The 21531-nt window shown below is 71.9% G+C and carries 22 protein-coding genes; 14 read left to right on the top strand and 8 right to left on the bottom strand.

The genetic code is table 11. The features are described from left to right. Positions 1 to 77 precede the first annotated feature (77 nt). Positions 78 to 650, bottom strand: coding sequence for a helix-turn-helix domain-containing protein (locus ACFYNL_RS00835; protein WP_388794328.1), 573 nt, complete (start codon positions 648 to 650; stop codon positions 78 to 80). A 65-nt stretch (positions 651 to 715) separates the two neighbouring features. Between ACFYNL_RS00835 and ACFYNL_RS00830 the strand changes: the two genes are divergently transcribed. The 5 genes from ACFYNL_RS00830 to ACFYNL_RS00810 all read left to right on the top strand — a co-directional run bounded on the left by ACFYNL_RS00830 (position 716) and on the right by ACFYNL_RS00810 (position 5438). Continuing rightward, complete coding sequence (locus tag ACFYNL_RS00830) at positions 716 to 1645, top strand: NAD(P)/FAD-dependent oxidoreductase (protein WP_388794325.1); 930 nt, start codon at positions 716 to 718, stop codon at positions 1643 to 1645. Between the two features lie 51 nt (positions 1646 to 1696). Continuing rightward, complete coding sequence (locus tag ACFYNL_RS00825) at positions 1697 to 3235, top strand: ATP-dependent DNA ligase (RefSeq protein WP_388794322.1); 1539 nt, start codon at positions 1697 to 1699, stop codon at positions 3233 to 3235. After that, entirely contained in the window at positions 3232 to 3705 is a 474-nt protein-coding gene (locus ACFYNL_RS00820) for an NUDIX domain-containing protein (RefSeq protein ID WP_388794319.1), read from the top strand. The genes ACFYNL_RS00825 and ACFYNL_RS00820 overlap by 4 nt, the downstream gene beginning before the upstream one ends. 76 nt (positions 3706 to 3781) lie before the next feature. Then, the gene (locus ACFYNL_RS00815; protein WP_388794315.1) at positions 3782 to 5176 is read left to right on the top strand and encodes an NADP-dependent succinic semialdehyde dehydrogenase; all 1395 of its coding nucleotides are present in this window, start codon (positions 3782 to 3784) and stop codon (positions 5174 to 5176) included. Positions 5177 to 5201: 25 nt separating this feature from the next. After that, the gene (locus tag ACFYNL_RS00810; RefSeq protein WP_030054037.1) at positions 5202 to 5438 is read left to right on the top strand and encodes a DUF6213 family protein; all 237 of its coding nucleotides are present in this window, start codon (positions 5202 to 5204) and stop codon (positions 5436 to 5438) included. A 41-nt stretch (positions 5439 to 5479) separates the two neighbouring features. Here ACFYNL_RS00810 and ACFYNL_RS00805 read toward each other — a convergent pair whose 3' ends face one another. Both ACFYNL_RS00805 and ACFYNL_RS00800 read right to left on the bottom strand, forming a co-directional pair. Continuing rightward, complete coding sequence (locus ACFYNL_RS00805) at positions 5480 to 6091, bottom strand: transcriptional regulator (RefSeq protein ID WP_388794312.1); 612 nt, start codon at positions 6089 to 6091, stop codon at positions 5480 to 5482. A gap of 41 nt (positions 6092 to 6132) precedes the next feature. Further along, on the bottom strand, positions 6133 to 7359 hold the full coding sequence (locus ACFYNL_RS00800; protein ID WP_388794309.1) for an acyl-CoA dehydrogenase family protein: 1227 nt from the start codon (positions 7357 to 7359) through the stop codon (positions 6133 to 6135). Positions 7360 to 7544: 185 nt separating this feature from the next. On the opposite strand from ACFYNL_RS00800, the gene ACFYNL_RS00795 reads away from it, so the two are divergent. Then, positions 7545 to 8189, top strand: a complete 645-nt coding sequence (locus tag ACFYNL_RS00795) for a TetR family transcriptional regulator (protein WP_388794307.1) — start codon at positions 7545 to 7547, stop codon at positions 8187 to 8189. A 43-nt stretch (positions 8190 to 8232) separates the two neighbouring features. Here ACFYNL_RS00795 and def read toward each other — a convergent pair whose 3' ends face one another. After that, positions 8233 to 8772 (bottom strand): peptide deformylase, encoded by a 540-nt coding sequence (gene def / locus ACFYNL_RS00790; RefSeq protein ID WP_388794304.1) that lies wholly within the window; start codon positions 8770 to 8772, stop codon positions 8233 to 8235. 111 nt (positions 8773 to 8883) lie between these two features. Here def and ACFYNL_RS00785 point away from each other — a divergent pair, with 111 nt between their 5' ends. The 7 genes from ACFYNL_RS00785 (at position 8884) to ACFYNL_RS00755 (ending at position 16786) form a co-directional block, all read left to right on the top strand. Continuing rightward, the gene (locus tag ACFYNL_RS00785) at positions 8884 to 10122 is read left to right on the top strand and encodes a MurT ligase domain-containing protein (RefSeq protein WP_388794301.1); all 1239 of its coding nucleotides are present in this window, start codon (positions 8884 to 8886) and stop codon (positions 10120 to 10122) included. Between the two features lie 23 nt (positions 10123 to 10145). Then, positions 10146 to 10874 (top strand): type 1 glutamine amidotransferase, encoded by a 729-nt coding sequence (locus ACFYNL_RS00780; RefSeq protein ID WP_388794298.1) that lies wholly within the window; start codon positions 10146 to 10148, stop codon positions 10872 to 10874. 216 nt (positions 10875 to 11090) lie between these two features. Then, positions 11091 to 12116 carry a 6-phosphofructokinase gene (locus ACFYNL_RS00775; RefSeq protein ID WP_388794295.1) on the top strand — a complete coding sequence of 342 codons (1026 nt, stop codon included), beginning with the start codon at positions 11091 to 11093 and terminating at the stop codon, positions 12114 to 12116. A 113-nt stretch (positions 12117 to 12229) separates the two neighbouring features. Further along, positions 12230 to 13180 carry a cytochrome c oxidase assembly protein gene (locus ACFYNL_RS00770; RefSeq protein WP_388794292.1) on the top strand — a complete coding sequence of 317 codons (951 nt, stop codon included), beginning with the start codon at positions 12230 to 12232 and terminating at the stop codon, positions 13178 to 13180. Positions 13181 to 13349: 169 nt separating this feature from the next. After that, a complete protein-coding gene (locus ACFYNL_RS00765) occupies positions 13350 to 14669 on the top strand; it encodes a DUF6777 domain-containing protein (RefSeq protein ID WP_388794289.1) in 1320 nt (439 codons plus the stop codon). Between the two features lie 17 nt (positions 14670 to 14686). After that, positions 14687 to 16603 carry a protein kinase gene (locus ACFYNL_RS00760; protein WP_388794286.1) on the top strand — a complete coding sequence of 639 codons (1917 nt, stop codon included), beginning with the start codon at positions 14687 to 14689 and terminating at the stop codon, positions 16601 to 16603. Positions 16604 to 16615: 12 nt separating this feature from the next. Continuing rightward, complete coding sequence (locus tag ACFYNL_RS00755) at positions 16616 to 16786, top strand: hypothetical protein (protein WP_388794283.1); 171 nt, start codon at positions 16616 to 16618, stop codon at positions 16784 to 16786. A 3-nt stretch (positions 16787 to 16789) separates the two neighbouring features. On the opposite strand, the gene ACFYNL_RS00750 is transcribed toward ACFYNL_RS00755, so the two are convergent. From ACFYNL_RS00750 to ACFYNL_RS00735, 4 genes are read right to left on the bottom strand one after another with little or no spacing between them, the layout of a single operon-like run. Next, a complete protein-coding gene (locus tag ACFYNL_RS00750; RefSeq protein ID WP_388794280.1) occupies positions 16790 to 18007 on the bottom strand; it encodes a sensor histidine kinase in 1218 nt (405 codons plus the stop codon). A gap of 34 nt (positions 18008 to 18041) precedes the next feature. Beyond that, on the bottom strand, positions 18042 to 19754 hold the full coding sequence (locus ACFYNL_RS00745; RefSeq protein ID WP_388794277.1) for a cation acetate symporter: 1713 nt from the start codon (positions 19752 to 19754) through the stop codon (positions 18042 to 18044). Between the two features lie 57 nt (positions 19755 to 19811). Beyond that, on the bottom strand, positions 19812 to 20171 hold the full coding sequence (locus tag ACFYNL_RS00740; RefSeq protein ID WP_388794275.1) for a hypothetical protein: 360 nt from the start codon (positions 20169 to 20171) through the stop codon (positions 19812 to 19814). A gap of 2 nt (positions 20172 to 20173) precedes the next feature. Then, a complete protein-coding gene (locus ACFYNL_RS00735) occupies positions 20174 to 20923 on the bottom strand; it encodes a LytR/AlgR family response regulator transcription factor (protein WP_388794272.1) in 750 nt (249 codons plus the stop codon). A 78-nt stretch (positions 20924 to 21001) separates the two neighbouring features. Here ACFYNL_RS00735 and ACFYNL_RS00730 point away from each other — a divergent pair, with 78 nt between their 5' ends. Next, positions 21002 to 21487 (top strand): Lrp/AsnC family transcriptional regulator, encoded by a 486-nt coding sequence (locus ACFYNL_RS00730; protein WP_356577169.1) that lies wholly within the window; start codon positions 21002 to 21004, stop codon positions 21485 to 21487. The last annotated feature ends 44 nt before the right edge of the window (positions 21488 to 21531 follow it).

Here is a 21531-nt window from a genome sequence, read left to right as displayed (position 1 = left end):
TCTGACCGGGGTCGGTTCGCATACTAAGCGGTCGCTTGTCGATCAGGGAACAGGTAGCCGCGGAACAGTAGCGGGCGTCACGACCGGCGCGGCTGCGCCCGGACGTGCATGCGCTCGCCCTGCGGGCCGAACAGGCTCAGGAACTCCGCCGGACCCTCCCCCGTCGAGCCGAACCAGTGGGGCACCCGGGTGTCGAACTCCGCCGCCTCGCCCGCCGCGAGCACCACGTCATGCTCGCCCAGCACGACCCGCAGTCGCCCGGACAGCACGTACAGCCACTCGTAGCCCTCATGGGTGCGGGGCTCGGGCTCCTCCCTGCGCTGCGGAACCAGCACCTTGAACGCCTGGAGGCCGCCGGGCTGCCGGGTGAGCGGCCAGTAGGTGCGCCCGTGCCGCACGAGGGGCTTGGAGCGCACCCGCGGGTCACCCACCGGCGGCGTCCCCACCAGTTCGTCCAGCGGCACCTGGTGGGCCTGCGCGATCGGCAGCAACAGCTCCAGACTGGGCTTGCGCAGACCGGACTCCAGCCGGGACAGGGTGCTCACGGAGATGCCGGTCGCCTCGGACAGCGCCGCGAGCGTCACCTCCCGCTCCTTGCGGATCCGCCGCAGTCTCGCCCCGACCTCCGCCAGCACTTCGTCGGTAGTCATGGGGCATATTGCAGAATCAGCAAAGACGTTTGTCAATACCGCGCCCATGGAGTGACCGTGTCGGTATGACCCAGACATACGAAGTGATCGTGATCGGCGGCGGAGCCGCCGGCCTGTCCGCCGCGCTGGTCCTGGGCCGGGCCCGGCGCCGCACGCTGGTCGTCGACGCCGGGGAACCGCGCAACGCCCCCGCCGCCCACATGCAGGGGTACCTCTCCCGGGACGGCATGTCCCCGGCCGACTTCCTGGCGGCCGGCCGTGCGGAGATCGCACGGTACGGCGTGGAGCTGGTCCGGGACCGGGCCGTGGACGTCGAGCGCGGCGCGGAGTTCACGCTGACGCTGGCGAGCGGCCGGACCGTGCGGGCCCGGCGGCTGGTCGTCGCCACCGGCCTGAAGGACGAGCTGCCGAACGTCCCCGGCGTCGCCGAGCGCTTCGGCAAGGACGTGCTGCACTGCCCGTACTGCCACGGCTGGGAGGTCCGCGACCGGGCCTTCGGCGTACTGGCGACCTCCCCGATGAGCGTGCACCAGGCGCTGATGGTGTCCCAGTGGTCGAAGGACGTGATCCTCTTCCTGCACGAGGTCGCCGCATCGGACCTGTCGGACGACGATCTGCGCAGACTGGCCGCGGCCGGGGTGAGCGTGGTCCCCGGAGAGGTGGCGGAGCTCCTGACCGAGGACGACCGGATCACCGGGGTGCGGCTGGCCGACGGCACGAGGCACGCACGCGAGGTGCTGTTCGTGGCGCCGCGCGCGGTTCCGCGGACCGGACTCCTCAAGCAGCTGGGGGCCGAGTTCCAGCAGACCCCCCAGGGCGCGTACCCGGTGGTCGACCCGACCGGGCTCACCTCCGTGCCCGGCGTCTGGGCGGCCGGCAACGCCATGGGCTTCTCCGAGCAGGTGGTGAACGCCGCGGCGGGCGGTTACCGCGCGGGGGCCACCATCAACGGGGAGCTGCTCATGGCCGACCTCGACGCGGCGTCGTCCGCGTAGCGCCACCGCGGTGGGGGTGTGCAGCGCCCGCCTGCGGTGCACCATGGCTGCATGCTGCTGACCCGGCTGGCCCAGGTGTCCCAGGAGGTCGCCGCGACCTCGGCCCGGTCCCGGAAGACCGCTCTGCTCGCGGAGCTGTTCCGGGAGGCCGAGGCGGACGACGTCCCGATCGTCATCCCGTATCTGGCGGGACGGCTGCCGCAGGGGCGGCTCGGCATCGGCTGGAAGGTGCTGAGCCGCCCGGTGGCCCCCGCCGCCGAACCGACCCTCACCGTGCGCGAGGTGGACGCCCGGCTGACCGAGCTGGGCAAGGTCTCCGGTACCGGCTCGCAGGCCGAACGGGCCCGTCTCGTCGGCGAGTTGATGGCGGCGGCCACACAGGACGAGCAGCGCTTCCTGATCGGCCTGATCACCGGCGAGGTCCGGCAGGGTGCCCTGGACGCGGTGGCGGTGGAGGGTCTGGCCCAGGCGACGCAGGCACCACCGGCGGAGGTACGGCGGGCGGTGATGCTCGCCGGGTCGCTCCAATCGGTGGCCGAGGCCCTCCTCGCCGAGGGGCCCGCCGCCCTCACCCGCTTCCGGCTCACCGTCGGCCGCCCGGTCCTGCCGATGCTGGCGCACTCCGCGTCCTCGGTGGAGGAGGCGGTCGACAAGCTCGGCGCCTGCGCGGTCGAGGAGAAGCTGGACGGCATCCGCGTCCAGGTGCACCGGGACGGCGACTCCGTACGGATCTACACCCGCACCCTGGACGACATCACCGACCGGCTGCCCGAACTGACGGCGACCGCACTGGAGTTGCAGGGCGAGCGGTTCATCCTGGACGGCGAGGTCATCGCCTTCGACGACACGGGCCGCCCCCGTTCCTTCCAGGAGACCGCCGGCCGCGTCGGCTCCCGGGTGGACGTGGCGACGGCGGCCGGTCAGGTCCCGGTGTCGCCCGTGTTCTTCGACGCCCTGTCCGTCGACGACCGCGACCTGCTCGACCTGCCGTTCACGCAGCGGCACGCGGAGCTGGCCCGGCTGGTCCCGGAGCCGATGCGGGTGCGCCGCGCGCTGGTTTCCGGCCCCGACGATCTGCGCGGGGCCGAGGACTTCCTCACCGAGACCCTGCGCCGCGGCCATGAGGGCGTCGTGGTGAAGGCCGTCGACGCCCCCTACAGCGCGGGCCGGCGCGGCGCCTCCTGGCTGAAGGTCAAGCCCGTCCACACCCTCGACCTGGTGGTGCTGGCCGCCGAGTGGGGCCACGGCCGCAGGACCGGCAGGTTGTCCAACCTGCACCTGGGCGCCCGTACGGCGGACGGCTCCTTCGCGATGCTCGGCAAGACCTTCAAGGGCATGACCGACGCGATGCTGACCTGGCAGACGGAGCGGCTCCAGGAGCTGACCGTGGCGGACCGGTGGTGGGGCGTGACCGTACGCCCGGAACTCGTCGTCGAGATCGCCTACGACGGCCTTCAGCGGTCCACCCGCTACCCGGCCGGTGTCACTCTGCGCTTCGCGCGCGTGGTGCGCTACCGGGAGGACAAGCGGCCGGAGGAGGCCGACACGGTCGAGACGCTGCTCGCCGCCCACCCGGAGGTGCGGCCGTGACCCCGTCCCGCGCGCGGCGCAGCGCCGGGCTGCTGCTCTTCCGGCGCACCGCCGACGGTCTGGAGGTGCTGCTCGGCCATATGGGAGGCCCGTTCTTCGCCAGGCGGGACGCCGGGGCGTGGACGGTCCCCAAGGGCGAGTACGAACCCGACGAGCCCGCGTGGGAGGCCGCCCGCCGCGAGTTCCAGGAGGAGCTGGGACTGGTGCCGCCCGACGGGGAGGCCGTACCCCTCGGTGAGGTCCGGCAGAGCAACGGCAAGATCGTGACGGTGTGGGCGGTCGAGGCGGACCTCGATCCGGCGGCGGTCGTCCCCGGCACGTTCGTGATGGAGTGGCCGCCGCGCTCGGGGCGGACGCAGGAGTTCCCGGAGCTGGACCGGGTGGAGTGGCTCGGCATCGACCGGGCGCGGGAGGTCGTCGTCAAGGCCCAGGCCGCGTTTCTCGACCGGCTGGCTGAGCACTCGGCCTGAGCAGCCGTACCCGCGTTGCGGTACCCACCGCCGCGCGGGAAGGTCGAATCATCAGCACGTTTCCAGGAGGTCGGTCATGCCCATCGCAACGGTGAACCCGGCGAACGGCGAGACGCTCAAGACGTACGAGGCCATGGGCGAGGAGGAGATCGAGCGCAGGCTCCAGCTCGCCGAGGCCACGTTCCGCACGTACCGCACGACGAGCTTCGCCGACCGCGCCCGACTGCTGAACCGGGCCGCGGACCTTCTGGAGGAGGACCAGCAGGACGTCGCCCGGGTGATGACCACCGAGATGGGCAAGCCCGTCAAGCAGGCCCGCGCGGAGGTCGCCAAGTGCGCCAAGGCGATGCGCTGGTACGCCGAGCGGGCCGAGGAACTGCTCGCCGACGAGGAACCGGCCGACTCCGACGTGAAGGACTCGGGCGCCTCGCGGGTACGGGTGCGCTACCGCCCCCTCGGACCGGTCCTCGCGGTGATGCCGTGGAACTTCCCGCTCTGGCAGGTGATCCGCTTCGCGGCCCCGGCGCTGATGGCGGGCAACGTCGGCCTGCTCAAGCACGCCTCCAACGTGCCGCAGACCGCGCTCTACATCGAGGACCTCTTCCACCGTGCGGGCTACCCGGAGGGCTGCTTCCAGACCCTGCTCGTCGGCTCCGCACAGGTCGACGACATCCTGCGCGACGACCGGGTCAAGGCGGCCACCCTCACCGGCAGCGAGCCCGCGGGCCGCGCGGTCGCAGCGACCTCCGGGGAAATGATCAAGAAGACGGTGCTGGAGCTGGGCGGCAGCGACCCGTACGTCGTGATGCCGTCGGCCGACCTCGACCGCGCCGCCGAGGTCGCGGTGACCGCGCGCGTGCAGAACACCGGGCAGTCCTGCATCGCCGCCAAGCGGTTCATCGTGCACACGGACGTCTACGACGCCTTCGCCGAGCGGTTCGTCGCGGGCATGAAGGCGCTGGTGGTCGGCGACCCGATGCAGGAGGAGACGGAGGTCGGGCCGCTGTCCAGCGAGCAGGGGCGCGACGACCTGGAGGAACTGGTCGACGACGCGAAGCGCAGCGGCGCCGCCGTCCTGTGCGGCGGCCACCGGCTGCGCCGGCCCGAACTGCCGGGCTGGTACTACCCGCCCACGGTCCTCGCCGGCATCACCCGTGAGATGCGCATCCACCGGGAGGAGGCGTTCGGGCCGGTCGCCACGCTGTACCGGGCGGCCGACCTCGACGAGGCGGTGCTGATCGCCAACGACTCACCGTTCGGGTTGAGTTCGAACGTGTGGACCCGGGACGAGGCCGAGGTCGACCGGTTCGTACGGGACCTGGAGGCCGGGAGCGTGTACGTCAACGGGATGACGGCCTCCCATCCGGCGTTCCCGTTCGGCGGTGTGAAGCGGTCCGGGTACGGGCGTGAGCTGTCCGGGCACGGAATCCGCGAGTTCTGCAACATCACTACGGTTTGGCACGGTGCGTGAGCGCCGCGCGGCTACGATCCCGGGTGTGAACCGCGAAGTTACTCTGCCGCTGATCGTCGACGACCGCGGGACCCTCCAGGTGGCCGCGGCCGATGTGAGCAAGCTGCTGCGCACGGTGGGCGGTCGGTGGCTGCACCTCGTCGAGGCCGGGGAGGACGGGCTCGACGAGGACACGGTGGCCGCGCTGACCATCGAGCTGGCCAAGCTCGCGGACCGGATCGACGTGGCGTGCATCGCGCACAGCAGCGGGACCACGCCGTAGCGCCGGGACCCGTGACGCCGGCGTGATCCGAACACCCGGCATCAGGAAGCCCGGCCCCGCAGTGTCGACCAGAACAGTTCCTCGTAGGACTGGAGCAGGCGGCCGTACCGCCCCGCGCGTGCCTCGTCGAGCCGCCCGGCGTCCCGTCCCTCCCTGACCGCCTCTCCTGCCGCCCGTTCGAGCCGCGGGGAGGGTTCCGCGAAGAAGTCGAAGAAGGCGCAGGCCTCGTCCGTGAAGCCGTAGTGACGGCGCAGGCCCTCGGCGATGGCGGCGCAATACCCGCCCCAGGCAGAGAAGTTGGCCGTCAGTGCGAGCACCGCCTCCGCCGGCGAGGCGTTCAGCGCCAGCCAGGCGACGTACGCGGGGTAGGCCTGGCAGCCGGGCAGGGGTTCGTAGGCGGCCGCCTGCGCCTGGGTCACCCCGCAGGCGTCCGCGAAAGCCCCGAGCCGCTCCTGGGCCAGCGTCTCGCCCTCGGCCAGCAGGGTGAAGAAGGCGCCCGCCCCGGGGGCGCCGTCGGCGGCGCGCCCGGCGAGATGGAGGAACGCGCGGTGATCGGCGGGAATCACGCGGCTCTGTTCGAGGGCGAGGGCGGCGAGGGTGGCGCGGTCCGCCTCGCCGCCGGCGATCAGCTCTACGAGGGGGTTGACCGTCATCGGTGTGTCCTCCGTCGGCTGGGGCGCCGTACCCCACGGCGCTACCGGATGGGCATACCCGACAACGTGCGGGCGATCACCAGCCGCTGGATCTCGCTCGTCCCCTCGAAGATCGTGTAGATCGCGCTGTCCCGGTGCATCCGCTCCACCGGGTACTCCCGTGTGTAGCCGTTGCCGCCGAGGATCTGTATGGCCTGGGCCGTGACCTTCTTGGCCGTCTCGCTCGCGAACAGCTTCGACATCGATCCCTCGGCCGCCGTGAACGGCTTGCCGTTGACGGCCATCCAGGAGGCGCGCCACACCAGCAGCCGCGCCGCGTCGATCTGCGTGCGCATCTCGGCGAGCTGGAAGGCCACGCCCTGGTTGTCGATGATCGGGCGGCCGAACTGCTCACGCGTCATCGCGTAGTCCAGGGCGACCTCGTACGCGGCACGGGCCGTGCCCACGGCCATCGCGCCGACGGCCGGCCGCGAGGCCTCGAACGTGGCCATCGCCGCGTTCTTCACGCGCTCGCCGCCCGCCTTGGCCCGCTCCCGGGCCCGCGCGAGGCGCTCGTCCAGCTTCTCCTTGCCGCCCAGCAGACAGGAGCCCGGCACTCGCACGTTGTCGAGGATGACCTCGGCGGTGTGCGAGGCACGGATGCCGTGCTTCTTGAACTTCTGCCCCTGGGACAGCCCCGGCGTGCCCGGCGGGACGATGAAGGACGCGTGGCCCTTGGAGCCGAGCTCCGGGTCGACGACCGCGACGACGACGTGGACGTTGGCGATGCCGCCGTTGGTCGCCCAGGTCTTGGTGCCGTTGATCACCCACTCGTCCTTGGCCTCGTCGTAGACCGCGCGGGTCCGCATCGAGGCGACGTCGGATCCGGCGTCGGGCTCGGAGGAACAGAACGCCGCGAGCTTGACATCGTTGGCATCGCCGTACATCTGGGGCACCCAGGTGCCGATCTGCTCCTCGGTGCCGTTGGCGAGGACCCCGACGGCCGCGAGCCCGGTGCCGACGATCGACAGGGCGATGCCCGCGTCACCCCAGAACAGCTCCTCCATCGCCATGGGGATGCCGAGGCCGGTGGAGTCGAAGTACTGCTGGGCGTAGAAGTCGAGGGAGTAGATGCCGACCTTGGCGGCCTCCTGGATGACCGGCCAGGGAGTCTCCTCACGCTCGTCCCATTCGGCGGCCGCGGGGCGGATCACATCGGCGGCGAAGCCGTGCAGCCAGTCCCGGACCTCCTTCTGTTCGTCGTTGAGCTCCATGGTGAACTCGGCCATGTCCCCTCCAGCGGCGTACGTGCGTGACTGCGTGCATGCTTGTTACTAGCGGTAACACTAGTTTGTTACTAGCGAGTAGGTAAAGTCAACCCTCGATGACGGGTCGGCATCCCGTTCGATGTGTCGGACCGTTCCAGTGCTAGTTTGCGCAGGCGTCATCGATTCACCACGGGTGGGGAGAGCTCATGGACACCACGCAGCGGACCGATCAGCAGCGGTCCGCCGACCGCCGTCGGCGCGAGCTGCTGGAGGCCGCGGACAGGGTGGTGCTGCGCGACGGCCCGCATGCCTCGATGAACGCGATCGCGGCCGAGGCGGGCATCACGAAGCCGATCCTCTATCGGCACTTCGGCGACAAGGGCGGCCTCTACGCGGCGTTGGCCAAGAGGCACACCGACGCACTCCTCGACTCGCTCCGGGCCGCGCTGGACGCTCCCGCGGACCGGCGCGAGCGGGTCGAGGCCACGTTGGACACATACCTCGCCGCGATCGAGGCGCGGCCCCAGGTGTACCGGTTCCTGATGCATCCGGCCGAGGGGGGCCAGCCGGGAGATCCCGGGTTCGACGTCGGCAAGCACTCCGCTCCGCTGCTGCGCCGCATGGGTGAGGAACTGGCCACGGTCATCGAGGAGCGGTTGGACCTCGGACCCGGCAGCCAGCAGCTGGCTCGGGTGTGGGGACACGGGATCGTCGGGATGATGCATGCCGCCGGGGACTGGTGGCTGGGTGAACGGCCCTGTACGCGGGCGGAGTTGGTACGCAGCCTGGCGGACCTGCTGTGGGGGAGGCTGGCAGCCGCGGGAGACAGGATGGGCGGCCCCGGGTTCTGAAGCGCCCTCAGGGCGGGGTCCGCCGCCGGCCCGGCCGCTCGACTCAGCGCCCCCACGGCGCTCGCGCGGCCTGCCGCAGCACCCGTCGCTTTCGCCACCCCGTGAGGTGGTCGACGTACACCCGCCCCTGCAGATGGTCGCACTCGTGCTGAAGGCACCGCGCGAAGAACCCCGTGCCGTGGATCGTCACCGGCTCCCCCGCCACCGTGAAGCCCTCCACCACCGCGTGGTCGTACCGCTCGGTGCCCGCCTCCAGGCCCGGCAGGGACAGACAGCCCTCCGGGCCCCGGAGCACCACACCGTCCGCCTCGACCAGGCGCGGGTTCACCACGTGCCCGAGGTGCCGCACGTCCTCGTCGTCGGGGCAGTCGTACACGAAGACCCGGAGCGACTCCCCCACCTGGTTCGCCGCGAGCCCCACCCCCTGGGCCGCGTACATCGTCGCGAACAAGTCCTCCACCAGCGTCGCCAGTTCCGGGCCGAAGTCGGTGACCTCCTTGCAGGGGGCGTGCAGCACGGGGTCGCTGAGCAGCATGAGGGGACGGACGCGCCCGTGCGCACCCGGAATGGGACCGTTTCGCATGGCCGCAAGGGTACGGCGATTCGGGAGTGCGAATGGATCTCGATAGGCTGACCACCACCACGTTGCCGGCAGTCGGAGGCGCGGCGCGTACGCAAGGAGGATCGAGAACTGATGTCAGGGAACTCGGACCCGCTCACGCCGCGGGCCAAGCTCGCCGTGACCGCGGGCAAGGCGGTCGCTGCGGCATCGCGCGCCGCGGGGCGCGGCAGCGGTTCGGTGATCGGTGGCCGGGTGGCACTCAAACTCGACCCCGACCTCCTCGCCAGGCTCGCGCAGAACCTGGATGTGGTCCTGGTGTCGGCCACCAACGGCAAGACCACGACCACCCGGCTGATCGCCGAGGCCCTGCGGGCCGCGGGGCCGGTCGTGTCCAACGCGCTCGGCGCCAACATGCCGGCCGGCATCACCTCGGCGCTCGCGGGCAGCTCGGACGCGCGCTACGGCGTCATCGAGGTCGACGAGAAGTACCTCGCAGGGGTCGCCCGGGACACCGACCCGAAGTGCATCGCACTGCTGAACCTCTCCCGTGACCAGCTGGACCGTGCCGCCGAGACCCGGATGCTCGCCGAGAACTGGCGCGAGGGGCTCGCGGGTTCGAAGGCCGTGGTCGTCGCCAACGCCGACGACCCGCTGGTCGTGTGGGCCGCTTCCTCCTCCCCGAACGTGATCTGGGTCGCAGCCGGGCAGATGTGGAAGGACGACGCCTGGTCCTGCCCGGCGTGCGGTGGCGTGATGCAGCGCCCCGGTGACGACTGGTTCTGCGGTGAGTGCGGCTTCCGGCGTCCGACGCCGAGCTGGGCGCTGTCCGGGGACCACGTCCTCGACCCGCACGGCTCCGCCTGGCCCATCCACCTGCAGCTGCCCGGCCGTGCCAACAAGGCCAACGCCGCGTCCTCGGCCGCCGTTGCCGCCGTGTTCGGGGTGCCGCCGCAGGTCGCCCTGGAGCGCATGTACCAGGTGCAGGCCGTCGCCGGACGCTATGACGTCGTCCAGTTCGAGGGGCGGGACCTGCGGCTGCTGCTCGCCAAGAACCCGGCCGGCTGGCTGGAGACCTTCTCCCTCATCGATCCGCCGCCCACCCCGGTGATCCTGTCCGTGAACGCGCGCAGCGCCGACGGCACCGACACCTCCTGGCTGTGGGACGTCGACTACACGCGGCTGTCCGGGCACCCGATCTGCGTCATCGGCGACCGCAAGCTCGACCTCGCGGTGCGCCTGGAGGTCGCGAACCAGCAGTTCCAGGTGTGCGACAACCTCGACCAGGCCGTGCAGATGAGCCCGCCGGGACGGATCGAGGTCATCGCCAACTACACCGCGTTCCAGGACCTGCGCCGCCGCGTCGGCAACTGACCCCCAGACTTCAGGGAACCCAAGTGAGCGACAACCAACTGCGGATCGTCTGGATCTACCCGGACCTGCTCAGCACCTACGGCGACCAGGGCAACGTCCTCGTCGTGGAGCGCCGTGCCCGGCAGCGCGGCCTCGACGTGGCCCGGCTCGACGTGCGCAGCGACCAGCCGATCCCGACCTCCGGTGACATCTACCTGATCGGCGGCGGTGAGGACCGGCCGCAGCGGCTGGCGGCCGAGCGGCTGCGCCGGGACGGCGGCCTGCAGCGGGCCGTCGAGAACGGGGCGATCGTGTTCTCGGTGTGCGCGGGCTACCAGATCCTCGGACACGAGTTCATCAACGACCTCGGCCAGCGTGAGCCCGGCCTCGGGCTGATCGACGTGGTGTCGGTGCGAGGGGAAGGGGCCCGGTGCGTCGGTGACGTGCTCGGCGACATCGACCCGCGCCTCGGTCTGCCCCCGCTGACCGGCTTCGAGAACCACCAGGGCGTCACCCACCTCGGCCCCACCGCCCGCCCCTTCGCCCAGGTCCGTTTCGGCAACGGCAACGGCACGGGCGACGGCACGGAGGGCGCGTACAACGACACCGTCTTCGGCACGTACATGCACGGCCCGGTGCTCGCGCGGAACCCGCTGATCGCCGACCTGCTGCTGAAGCTGGCCCTCGATGTGAACGCGCTGCCGCCGACCGACGACCGCTGGTACGAGGCGCTGCGCGACGAGCGCATCGCGGCGGCGCAGCAGCCCGCGTGAACGCCGTCGGGCAGCTGTCTGCCCGACGGTTCGTGGGCCCGCGTTCCAGCTCACGGGAAGCAGCCCGTCTGACGCCCCGTCCGCACAGGTGAGCGGGGCCGTCCAGCAGGCGGACGCATGGTTCGGCCCCGCCCCCCGATGCCGCTAGGGTGGCGGGGATTCGAGCCGGACAGCGCGGTCCGGTCCCGGCCCACGTTGAGAAGGTTTATTCGGGCTATGCGCATTGGTGTCCTCACGTCCGGCGGCGACTGCCCCGGCCTGAACGCCGTCATCCGGTCCGTCGTGCACCGCGCCGTCGTGGACCACGGCGACGAGGTCATCGGCTTCCGGGACGGCTGGAAGGGCCTCCTGGAGTGCGACTACCTCAAGCTCGACCTCGACGCGGTGGGCGGCATCCTCGCCCGCGGCGGCACGATCCTCGGGTCCTCCCGGGTCCAGCCCTCCCATCTGCGCGACGGCGTGGAGCGGGCCAAGGGGCATGTCGAGGAACTCGGCCTCGACGCGATCATCCCGATCGGTGGCGAGGGCACGCTGAAGGCGGCCCGCCTGATGTCGGACAGCGGTCTGCCCGTCGTGGGTGTGCCGAAGACCATCGACAACGACATCGCGGTCACCGACGTCACCTTCGGTTTCGACACGGCGGTGACCGTGGCGACCGAGGCGCTGGACCGGCTCAAGACCACCGCCGAGTCCCACCAGCGGGTCCTGGTCGTCGAGGTCATGGGCCGGCACACCGGCTGGATCGCGCTGCACTCCGGCATGGCGGCCGGCGCGCACGCCATCGTCGTACCGGAGCGGCCCTTCGACATCGAGGAGCTCTCCCGGCGGGTCGGTGAGCGGTTCGACGCGGGCAAGCGGTTCGCGATCGTCGTCGCCGCGGAGGGGGCCAAGCCGGCGCCCGGCACGATGGCCTTCGACGAGGGCGGCAAGGACATCTACGGGCACGAGCGCTTCGCCGGGATCGCCCGCCAGCTGTCGATCGAGCTGGAACAGCGGCTCGGCAAGGAGGCGCGGCCGGTCATCCTGGGGCATGTGCAGCGGGGCGGTACGCCCACCGCGTACGACCGGGTGCTCGCCACCCGGTTCGGGTGGCACGCGGTGGAGGCCGTGCACCGCGGGGAGTTCGGCCACATGACGGCCCTGCAGGGGACCGACATCGTGATGGTGCCGCTGGCGGAGGCCGTCGAGACGCTGAAGACGGTCCCCGTGGACCGCTACGAAGAGGCCGAGTGCGTCCTGTAGGGCACGTCCTTCGGCACTGACGAGTCTGCCCCCGGCCGCAGCTGCGGTCGGGGGCAGTTCTAGTCTGTGTGCGGACAGACTTGCACAACCCCCACGAATCAGGAGCCGTCGGAATGGATCACAGCGGGCACGGCACGATGATGGATCTGCCGCCGTTCACGCTGGGGCGGGGTCTTCAGTGGTCGGCCGACCCGTTCTTCCTCGTCGCCTGCCTGGTCGGGCTCGCGCTGTACGCGTGGGGGGTCGTGCGGCTGCGGCGGCGCGGGGACAGGTGGCCCGTGGGGCGGACCGTCTCCTACGTCGTCGGCGTGCTGTCCGTGATGCTCGTCATGTGCACCGGGCTGAACGACTACGGCATGGTCATGTTCAGCGTGCACATGGTGCAGCACATGGTGATCAGCATGCTCTCGCCGATCCTGGTCCTGCTCGGGGCGCCGATCACGCTGGCGCTGCGGGCGATGCCGCCCGCCGGGCGGGGGCGCAAGGGGCCTCGGGAGTGGCTGCTGGCCCTGCTGCACAGCCGGTACATGCGGATCATCACGCACCCGGCGTTCACCATCCCGCTGTTCATCGCCAGCCTCTACGCCCTGTACTTCACTCCGCTGTTCGACTTCCTGATGGGCTCCAAGACGGGGCACATCGCGATGATGGTCCACTTCCTGGCGGTGGGTGTGGTCTTCTTCTGGCCGATCATCGGCGTGGATCCGGGGCCGCACCGGCCCGGGTACCTGATGCGGATGCTGGAGCTGTTCGCGGGCATGCCGTTCCACGCGTTCTTCGGCATCGCGTTGATGATGGCGTCGGAGCCGATGGTCGAGACGTTCAAGAACCCGCCCGCCTCGCTCGGCATCGACGCGCTCTCCGACCAGAACGCGGCCGGCGGCATCGCCTGGGCGTTCAGTGAGATTCCTTCCGTACTGGTGCTGATAGCACTGCTGTTCCAGTGGTACGGCTCGGAACAGCGGCAGGCCCGGCGGAAGGACCGCGCCGCGGACCGGGACGGTGACAAGGAACTGGAGGCGTACAACGCCTATTTGGCCTCATTGAACGCACGCGGAAACTGAGGAAACCGGAAGGCTTCGCCTTTCAGTAGCATGAAGCGCGTCGGGGGAACCGCCGGGGGGAGCGGTAATGGCGCTTCGAATGTGTGTGCACAGGACCGGGTTATCGGCGATTCGGAGGATCGCCGTCCTGCTGGTATTCGTTCTGGCGCTCAGCGGGTGCGACCGGGACATGCCGTTGTCCGTGGTGAAGGCGGTGGCGGCGGGGGTTCCCTCGCTCGCCCCCTTCTTCGACGAGGGCCAGGGGCTGGGACGGGACGCGCGGGTGCGGGCGCGGGCAGCGCCCGGCGGCCTTCAGCAAGGTGACACCCCTGGTCTGTACGGGGGGTCCGAGCGGCCGACGATCTGCGACGTGGAACGGCTGGAGCAGTTCCTCACCGATCCCGCCCAGGAGCCGAAGGCGCGGGCGTGGGCGGCCGCCCTCTCGATCGACGCGGTCCGGATCCCGGATTATCTGGATCGCCTCACACCTGTTCTTCTGCGTCACGACACCCTCGTGAAGAATCACGACTACAAAAAGGGGAAGTCCGTCCCCTTCGACGCTCTGCTGCAGACCGGAATCGCGATTCTCGTGGACGAGAAGGGCCTTCCGGCCGTGAAGTGCTCGTGCGGAAATCCGCTGCGACCCTTCGAGGGGGAGACGACCCGCATAAAGGTCGAGTTCGACGACCGCAATGCGGAGTGGAAGGGGTACGAGAAGTCGTCGGTGGTGGCCGTACGGCCCGCCGCGCGCAAAGTGGAGCGGCTGGCCCTCGTCGACGTCCATGAACCCGCCAGGGGCATCAACCGGCCGGTCGGCACCACGGGGCAGGACGACGACACGTTCGACACGCGCGAGCGGCGGGCGGTGCCCGAAGTCGCAGGGACGACGTTCGGCCGCGCGAGCAGCAGGCTGTCCGGCGAGGGCCTGGCGGTCGCCTTCGACGGCGGCGGGCTGCCGCCGGACGACGCCCGGGTCACGGCGTCGAATCCGCCCGCGGGGACCGAGCTGCGGTTCGGGGAGTACGTGACGCTGAGTGTGGCCGAGTCGGCCCCCGGTGGCTCCTCCGAGGAGGCGCCGTCCACTCCCCCGGGCTCGGCGACCGCCTCGACGCCGCCGCGCTCGTCCCCCGCACCCGAAGGTTCCGGATCCGACGGCCCCGTGGCCACGGGCCCGTCCTCCGACCCACCGCCCACGAGTTCGCCGCCCCCGCCGTCCCCGGCGCCGCCCACCTCGGTCCTGCCTCCCGGCTCCACAGCACCCCCGACCACCAAGGCGCCCGCGACCGGCTCCTCGCCCCCTCCCGCGACCAGCTCACCGCCCCGGACCACCGGCCCACCCCCGACCGGCGTCCCGGTCACCAGCGGCGCGCCCCCACCGGAGTCCGGCACGCCCGCCACCACCGCACCGGAGTCCAGCGCGCCCGCCACCTCCGCACCGGCGACCGGCGCGCCGCCGTCCACCAGCGCGCCCACTGCGAGCACGGCCCAGCAATCACGCAGCGCCCCGTAGAACCCGGGAGTCACGGGATGTCTTCAGGAACACCGACGTCGGGAGTGGGCCGGCTCATCGCCGGCCGTTATCTGCTGCTGAACCGGCTCGGCAGCGGCGGTATGGGCCATGTCTGGCTCGCCCACGACCGCAGACTCGCGTGTGAGGTCGCCCTCAAGGAGATCGTCTTCCGTGATCCGGCCGAGGCCGACGAGCGTGAGGCCCGGGTGGCCCGGGCCCGCGCCGAGGCCCGGCACGCGGCCGGGCTGCGCGGCCATCCGCATGTGGTGACCGTGCACGACGTGCTGGAGCACGAGGGTCTGCCGTGGATCGTCATGGAGTACGTCGAAGGCGCGGTCAACCTCCGCGACCTGGTCGACCGGCACGGACCGCAGGCACCGGCCGAATGCGCCCGCATCGGGCTCGCCGTGCTCGACGCGCTGACCGCCGGGCACGAGCGGGGCGTCATGCACCGGGACGTGAAACCGGCGAACATCCTGCTGGCGCCGGACCGCACGGGGGCGCCGCACGGCCGGGTGCTGCTCACCGACTACGGCATCTCGGTGCAGCCGGACGCCGGCGAGACGCGCTACACGCTGGCGTCCGCCCTCGTGGGCACCGCGGGCTATCTGGCGCCCGAGCGGATCACGGGCGGAGCGCCCACACCGGCCGCCGACCTGTTCTCGCTGGGCTGCACGCTGTACTACGGCGTGGAGGGCCTGGGGCCCTTCGACCGGGAGTCCCCGCTGGCCGAGCTGACCGCGGTGGTCACGGAGGAACCCCGGCCGGCGGCCCGGGCCGGTGCCCTGGGGCCGGTCCTGGAGGCGCTGCTGGAGAAGGATCCCGTACGGCGGATGCCGGCGGGGCAGGCGGAGGCGGCGCTGTCGAGGATCGTCACGCCGGAGGTCGACGCGTACGCGCGGACCCGGACCGACCTCGACACCCAGCCGCACTGGGAGGGGACGCCACCGGGACCGCCGCCGGGCGCGGCCGGATTCGGCAGCCCCGGGGTGTCGGAGCGGCCCGGCCAGGGCTTCCACCCTCCGGCCGGTTCTTCCCCGGCCGGTCCTTCCCACGGCCGGGGCGGACCGGAATTGTTTCCCGTGGCCGGGGGGATCGGCGACGGGCGGACCTCCGCCCGCCCCCGAGTCCGGCACGCGGCGCTCGCCGGGCTCCTCGGGCTGGTGGTCGCGGCCACCGGCGTCTGGTACGCCATGGCGCGGCAGCCGGACACGTCCGCGACGGCACCCCCGTACGGGCACACCGTCGGGCTCGGTGCCGCCCTGGAGGACGGCGACTGCGTGCTCGCCGACTGGCCCGCAGGGGCACCCTTCCGGGGCACGCCCCGGTTGGCTCTGGATCCCAGCTGCGGGGAGAAGGCCCCCGACGGGCAGGTGATGGCGTTCGTGCCGGCCGCATCCGCCGCCGAGGCGCGTGAGAAGGGGCCCGCGGCGTGCGAGGAGCGGACGGCGGGGATCCGCGGCAGGCTCGCGGACGTCCGGGGCTTCGCCGTCGTACCGACCGAGGCGGGGTTCGAGCGGGCCGGGCGGCGCACCGCCTGTCTGGTGCTGGGCGCGCACGGGCCGGTCTACGGCCCGTTGGGCGAGTACCGCGAGCCCGGGGCGGCCTTCGCGGACACGGCGACGATGCAGCGCCGGGACTGCCTGGACGTCCGCTCCCGGCGGGACGCCCGCCTGGTGTCCTGCGCGCGCCCGCACGACGAGCAGGTGCTCGGGTTCACCCGGCTGGGACAGGACGTCACACCGGCCGAGGCACGCACCGAGTCGGACACGGTGTGTGCTCGGGACGTTCCACCGCGTGACTACGGTTTCGATCCGTCCGTGTACGCGGCCGGGTCCTGGACGAGCGAGGGTGCCTGGAAGTGGGGCACACATTTCGTCGTGTGCACCGTCCGGAAGCAGAACGGGGGCACCATGGAGGGAGACGAACCTTAGGAGGGTGTTGCGATGCCCGGTTCTGCGGACGGTTCCACGAAGGCGATGGGGGCGCTCACCGTCGGCGGCCTCGTCGTGGTGACGGCCTACACGGTGGCGCTCGGGAGCAATGGCTGGCTGTGGTTCGGGTGGGTGGTGCTGGGGCTGATCACATTGGGGATGGTCGTCAGCCGCGGCACCTGAGCCTCAATCCCGGGTGAGGCGCCCCGCGGAGTGGACGCCCGGCTGGTACTTCGGCAGCCGGGCGGTGATCTTCATGCCCGCTCCCGGGGCGGTCTCGATGACGAGGCCGTAGTCGTCGCCGTAGACCTGCCGCAGCCGGTCGTCGACGTTGGACAGCCCGATGCCACCGGACGGGCTGACCTCGCCGGCGAGGATGCGGCGCAGCACCGCGGGGTCCATGCCGGCGCCGTCGTCCTCGATGACGACGAGGGCCTCGGCGCCGGCGTCCTGCGCGGTGATGCTGATGTGGCTCTTGCCGGCGGCGGACACCGCCTTGCCCTCCAGGCCGTGCTTGACGGCGTTCTCGACCAGCGGCTGGAGGCACAGGAAGGGCAGCGTGACCGGCAGCACCTCGGGGGCGATCTGGAGGGTGACGGACAGGCGGTCGCCGAAGCGTGCCCGCACCAGCGCCAGGTAGTGGTCGATGGCGTGGAGTTCGTCGGCGAGGGTGGTGAAGTCGCCGTGCCTGCGGAACGAGTAGCGGGTGAAGTCGGCGAATTCGAGGAGCAGTTCGCGGGCGCGCTCGGGGTCGGTGCGCACGAAGCTCGCGATCACCGCGAGCGAGTTGAAGATGAAGTGCGGGGAGATCTGGGCGCGCAGGGCCTTGATCTCGGCCTCGATCAGGCGGGTGCGGGACCGGTCGAGGTCGGCCAGCTCCAGCTGCACGGACACCCAGCGGGCCACCTCGCCGGCCGCCCGCACCAGCACCGCCGACTCACGCGGCGCGCAGGCGACGAGCGCGCCGTGGACCCGGTCGTCGACGGTGAGCGGGGCGACGACCGCCCAGCGCACCGGGCAGTCGGGGGTGTCGCAGACGAGCGGGAAGGCCTCGCCGCGGCCCGACTCCAAGGGGCCGGCGAGAAGTTCCATGATCTCCGTACGGTGGTGTCCGCCCACCCCGTCCCAGACCAGGACTCTCTCCTGGTCCGTGAGGCACAGGGCGTCCGTGCCGAGCAGTGAGCGCAGTCGGCGGGCCGACTTGCGGGCGGTCTCCTCAGTGAGCCCGGCGCGCAGCGGGGGCGCGGCCAGGGAGGCGGTGTGCAGGGTCTCGAAGGTGGCGTGCTCGACCGGGGTGCCGAGGCCGCCGAGGTTCTGCGGGCGGGCGGTGCGCCGGCCGAGCCAGAAGCCGGCGGCGAGCAGCGGGAGGACCGCCACGCACAGACCCGCGACGAAGCCGCTCATCCGCTCACCCCATGTCGTCCGACGAGGAGTCCCGTCATCCCTTGACCTCCGCCCGCAGGTCCTCCGGCAGATGGAAGCGGGCCAGGATCGCCGCCGTCCCGGGCGGCACCCGGCCCGGCGTGGCCAGCGACACCAGCACCATGGTGAGGAAGCCCAGCGGCACCGACCAGAGCGCGGGCCAGGCGAGCAGCGCGTGCAGCGTGCCGGAGCCGGGCAGGCCCGCCATGGTCCCCGCGACGGCGAGCAGCGCCGAGCCTCCGCCCACCAGCATCCCGGCGGCGGCGCCGGGCGGGGTCAGTCGCCGCCACCAGATGCCGAGGACGAGCAGCGGGCAGAAGGAGGACGCCGACACGGCGAAGGCGAGGCCCACCGCGTCGGCGACCGGGAGCCCGCCGACCAGGACGCTCGCCGCGAGCGGGACGGCCATGGCGAGGACCGTGCCGAGCCGGAAGTGCCGTACGCCTCGGGACGGGAGCACGTCCTGGGTGAGCACGCCCGCGACAGCCATGGTCAGGCCGGACGCGGTGGACAGGAACGCGGCGAAGGCGCCGCCCGCGATCAGGGCGCCGAGGAGGTCGCCGCCGAGGCCGCCGATCACGCGGTGCGGCAGGAGGAGTACGGCGGCGTCCGCGTCGCCGCTGAGGGTCAGTTCGGGGGCGTAGAGGCGGCCGAGGGCGCCGTAGACCGGGGGCAGCAGGTAGAAGGCGCCGATCAGGCCGAGGACGGCGACGGTGGTGCGGCGGGCGGCGACGCCGTGCGGGCTGGTGTAGAAGCGGACGACGACGTGCGGCAGGCCCATGGTGCCGAGGAAGGTGGCGAGGATCAGTCCGTACGTGGCGTACAGCGGCCGTTCGCCGCGGCTCTCGGCCTGCGAGGGCGACAGGTCGCCGCCCGTGCCGTGGTCGCGGTCGGGGACCTCGGCGCCCTTGGCGAAGGTGAGACGGGTGCCGTCCTCGACGCGGTGGGTGCCGGCGGGGAGCCGGAGCAGGTCCTCGTCGTGGGTGCGGCCGTCGATGACGCCGCTGACGGTGACGGTCAGGGGCCGGTGCAGTCTGATGTCGAGGGTGTCGTCGACGCGGACGACGCTGCGTTCGCGGAAGGTCGCCGGTTCGTCGAAGGCACGGCTGGGGGCGCCGTCGCCCTGCCAGGCGAGGATCAGGAAGAGGGCGGGGACCAGCAGGGCCGTGAGTTTGAGCCAGTACTGGAAGGCCTGTACGAAGGTGATGCTGCGCATGCCGCCGGCGGCGACGATGGCGACCACGACGACGGCGACGATCACTCCGCCGAGTCCGTCGGGCGCGTCCGTCAGCACGGTCAGGGTCAGCCCGGCGCCCTGCAGCTGCGGCAGCAGGTACAGCCAGCCGGTGCCGACGACGAAGGCGCCCGCGAGCCGCCGTACGGCCTGTGAGGACAGCCGGGCCTCGGCGAAGTCGGGCAGCGTGTAGGCACCCGAGCGACGCAGCGGGGCGGCGACGAACAGCAGCAGGACCAGGTACCCGGCGGTGTATCCGACCGGGTACCAGAGCATGTCGGGGCCCTGGACGAGGACCAGGCCCGCGATGCCGAGGAAGGAGGCCGCGGAGAGGTACTCGCCGCTGATCGCGGCCGCGTTGAGGCGGGGGCCGACGGTGCGGGAGGCGACGTAGAAGTCGGACGTGGTGCGGGAGATGCGCAGGCCGAAGGCGCCGACGAGGACGGTGGCCAGGACGACGAGGGCGACGGCGGGGACGGCGTAGCTGGAGTTCACGGCCGCATCGGTTCCTGGTCTCGGCTTCCTGGTTCGGGTTCTCGGCTCGGGTTGTGCTCAGCGGTCTTCGACGAGCCGGACGAAGTCCCGTTCGTTGCGCTCGGCGCGGCGCACGAACCAGCGGGCCAGCAGGACGAGCGGGGCGTACAGGCCGAACCCGAGGACCGCCCATTGCAGGTGGCGGGCGTGCGGCATCGCGGCGAAGAGCAGGGGCAGGGGGCCGACGAGCAGACCCAGGACGGCGAGGACGGCGAGGGCGGTCCGCAGCTGGGTGCGCATCAGGGAGCGGACGTAGGTGTGGCCGAGGGTGGTCTGCTCGTCGATCTCGGTGCGCGGGCGGTAGTAGCCGGAGACCCTGCGGGTGCGCCGGGGCGGCCCGGTGACGACGACACGGCGTTCGGCGGGGCTGCTGGGCATCGTCAGGTCCTCCTCATGAGCAGGTCCCGCAGCTCGCGCGCGTGCCGGCGGCTGACCTGGAGTTCCTCGGAGCCGACCATGACGCTGACGGTGCCCGCGTCCAGGCGGAGTTCGCCGATGTGGCGCAGGGCGACGAGGTGGCGGCGGTGGATGCGGACGAAGCCGCGGGCACGCCAGCGGTCCTCCAGGGTCGACAGGGGGATGCGGACGAGGTGACTGCCCCGGTCGGTGTGCAGGCGGGCGTAGTCGCCCTGGGCCTCGACGTGCGTGATGTCGTCGACGGCGACGAAGCGGGTCACTCCGCCGAGTTCCACGGGTATCTGGTCGGGGTCGGGCTCGCTCACGGGTATGCGGGGCGCGCTGCCGCGCAGTTCGCCGACCCGTCGTACGGCTTCGGCCAGGCGTTCCTTGCGGACCGGCTTGAGGACGTAGTCGACGGCCTTGAGGTCGAACGCCTGCACGGCGAAGTCCTCGTGGGCGGTGACGAACACGATCAGGGGAGGTCTCGCGAAGCCGGTGAGCAGCCGGGCCAGGTCGAGGCCGTCCAGGCCGGGCATGTTGATGTCGAGGAAGACGACGTCGATCGCCTCGGGCCCGCCCGGACCGGACTCAAGGGCGCGGTTGATCCGGCGCAACGCCTCGGTCGCGTCACCGGCGCCCTCGGCGCTGCCGATGCGGGGGTCCGCGTTCAGCAGGTAGAGGAGCTCCTCCAGCGAGGGGCGTTCGTCGTCGACAGCGAGGGCGCGCAGCATGAACCCGGAGTGTAGGAGCAATTCGCACGCCTGCACACGTGCGGACGCATCGGCGTTCCCGCTGGATACAGTGCCGCCATGAACAGCAGGCCCGCGCCCTTCGACGAGCTGGACCGGAAGATCATCACCGCGCTGATGGCCAATGCCAGGACGAGTTTCGCGGAGATCGGCGCGGCCGTCGGGCTGTCCTCGACGGCGGTCAAGCGGCGGGTGGACCGGTTGCGTGAGACGGGCGTGATCACCGGGTTCACGGCCACGGTCAAGCCGTCGGCGCTTGGCTGGCGCACGGAGGCGTACGTCGAGGTGTACTGCGAGGGCGCGGCGCCGCCGCGGCGGCTCGCGGAGGTGGTCCGCAACCATCCGGAGATCACCGCGGCCATGACGGTGACCGGCGGCGCGGACGCGCTGCTGCACGTGCGGGCGCGGGACGTGGAGCACTTCGAGGAGGTGCTGGAACGGATCCGCGTCGAGCCGTTCATCCGCAAGACGATCAGTGTGATGGTGCTGTCCCATCTGCTGCCGGAGAGCCCGGAGGCGGGCGCGAGCCAGCCGGCGCCCGAGTAAACCTCTCACGGCGCAGCAGGGCTGCGTCTGCCGAAGAAACTACG

The sequence above is a fragment of the Streptomyces sp. NPDC007808 genome, assembly GCF_042868655.1.
In the GTDB taxonomy this organism is placed as follows: Bacteria; Actinomycetota; Actinomycetes; order Streptomycetales; family Streptomycetaceae; genus Streptomyces.
This window is presented reverse-complemented; position numbering and strand designations above follow the sequence as displayed.

Bases quoted from the DNA above. Each gene is read 5' to 3' on its own strand.
- ACFYNL_RS00815 (WP_388794315.1), top strand. From the start codon at position 3,782: ATGCCCATCGCAACGGTGAACCCGGCGAACGGCGAGACGCTCAAGACG.
- def (WP_388794304.1), bottom strand. From the start codon at position 8,772: ATGCGAAACGGTCCCATTCCGGGTGCGCACGGGCGCGTCCGTCCCCTC.
- ACFYNL_RS00775 (WP_388794295.1), top strand. From the start codon at position 11,091: ATGCGCATTGGTGTCCTCACGTCCGGCGGCGACTGCCCCGGCCTGAAC.
- ACFYNL_RS00830 (WP_388794325.1), top strand. From the start codon at position 716: ATGACCCAGACATACGAAGTGATCGTGATCGGCGGCGGAGCCGCCGGC.
- ACFYNL_RS00825 (WP_388794322.1), top strand. From the start codon at position 1,697: ATGCTGCTGACCCGGCTGGCCCAGGTGTCCCAGGAGGTCGCCGCGACC.
- ACFYNL_RS00785 (WP_388794301.1), top strand. From the start codon at position 8,884: ATGTCAGGGAACTCGGACCCGCTCACGCCGCGGGCCAAGCTCGCCGTG.
- ACFYNL_RS00770 (WP_388794292.1), top strand. From the start codon at position 12,230: ATGGATCACAGCGGGCACGGCACGATGATGGATCTGCCGCCGTTCACG.
- ACFYNL_RS00800 (WP_388794309.1), bottom strand. From the start codon at position 7,359: ATGGCCGAGTTCACCATGGAGCTCAACGACGAACAGAAGGAGGTCCGG.
- ACFYNL_RS00730 (WP_356577169.1), top strand. From the start codon at position 21,002: ATGAACAGCAGGCCCGCGCCCTTCGACGAGCTGGACCGGAAGATCATC.
- ACFYNL_RS00735 (WP_388794272.1), bottom strand. From the start codon at position 20,923: ATGCTGCGCGCCCTCGCTGTCGACGACGAACGCCCCTCGCTGGAGGAG.
- ACFYNL_RS00740 (WP_388794275.1), bottom strand. From the start codon at position 20,171: ATGCCCAGCAGCCCCGCCGAACGCCGTGTCGTCGTCACCGGGCCGCCC.
- ACFYNL_RS00765 (WP_388794289.1), top strand. From the start codon at position 13,350: ATGCCGTTGTCCGTGGTGAAGGCGGTGGCGGCGGGGGTTCCCTCGCTC.
- ACFYNL_RS00755 (WP_388794283.1), top strand. From the start codon at position 16,616: ATGCCCGGTTCTGCGGACGGTTCCACGAAGGCGATGGGGGCGCTCACC.
- ACFYNL_RS00750 (WP_388794280.1), bottom strand. From the start codon at position 18,007: ATGAGCGGCTTCGTCGCGGGTCTGTGCGTGGCGGTCCTCCCGCTGCTC.
- ACFYNL_RS00805 (WP_388794312.1), bottom strand. From the start codon at position 6,091: ATGACGGTCAACCCCCTCGTAGAGCTGATCGCCGGCGGCGAGGCGGAC.
- ACFYNL_RS00835 (WP_388794328.1), bottom strand. From the start codon at position 650: ATGACTACCGACGAAGTGCTGGCGGAGGTCGGGGCGAGACTGCGGCGG.
- ACFYNL_RS00795 (WP_388794307.1), top strand. From the start codon at position 7,545: ATGGACACCACGCAGCGGACCGATCAGCAGCGGTCCGCCGACCGCCGT.
- ACFYNL_RS00760 (WP_388794286.1), top strand. From the start codon at position 14,687: ATGTCTTCAGGAACACCGACGTCGGGAGTGGGCCGGCTCATCGCCGGC.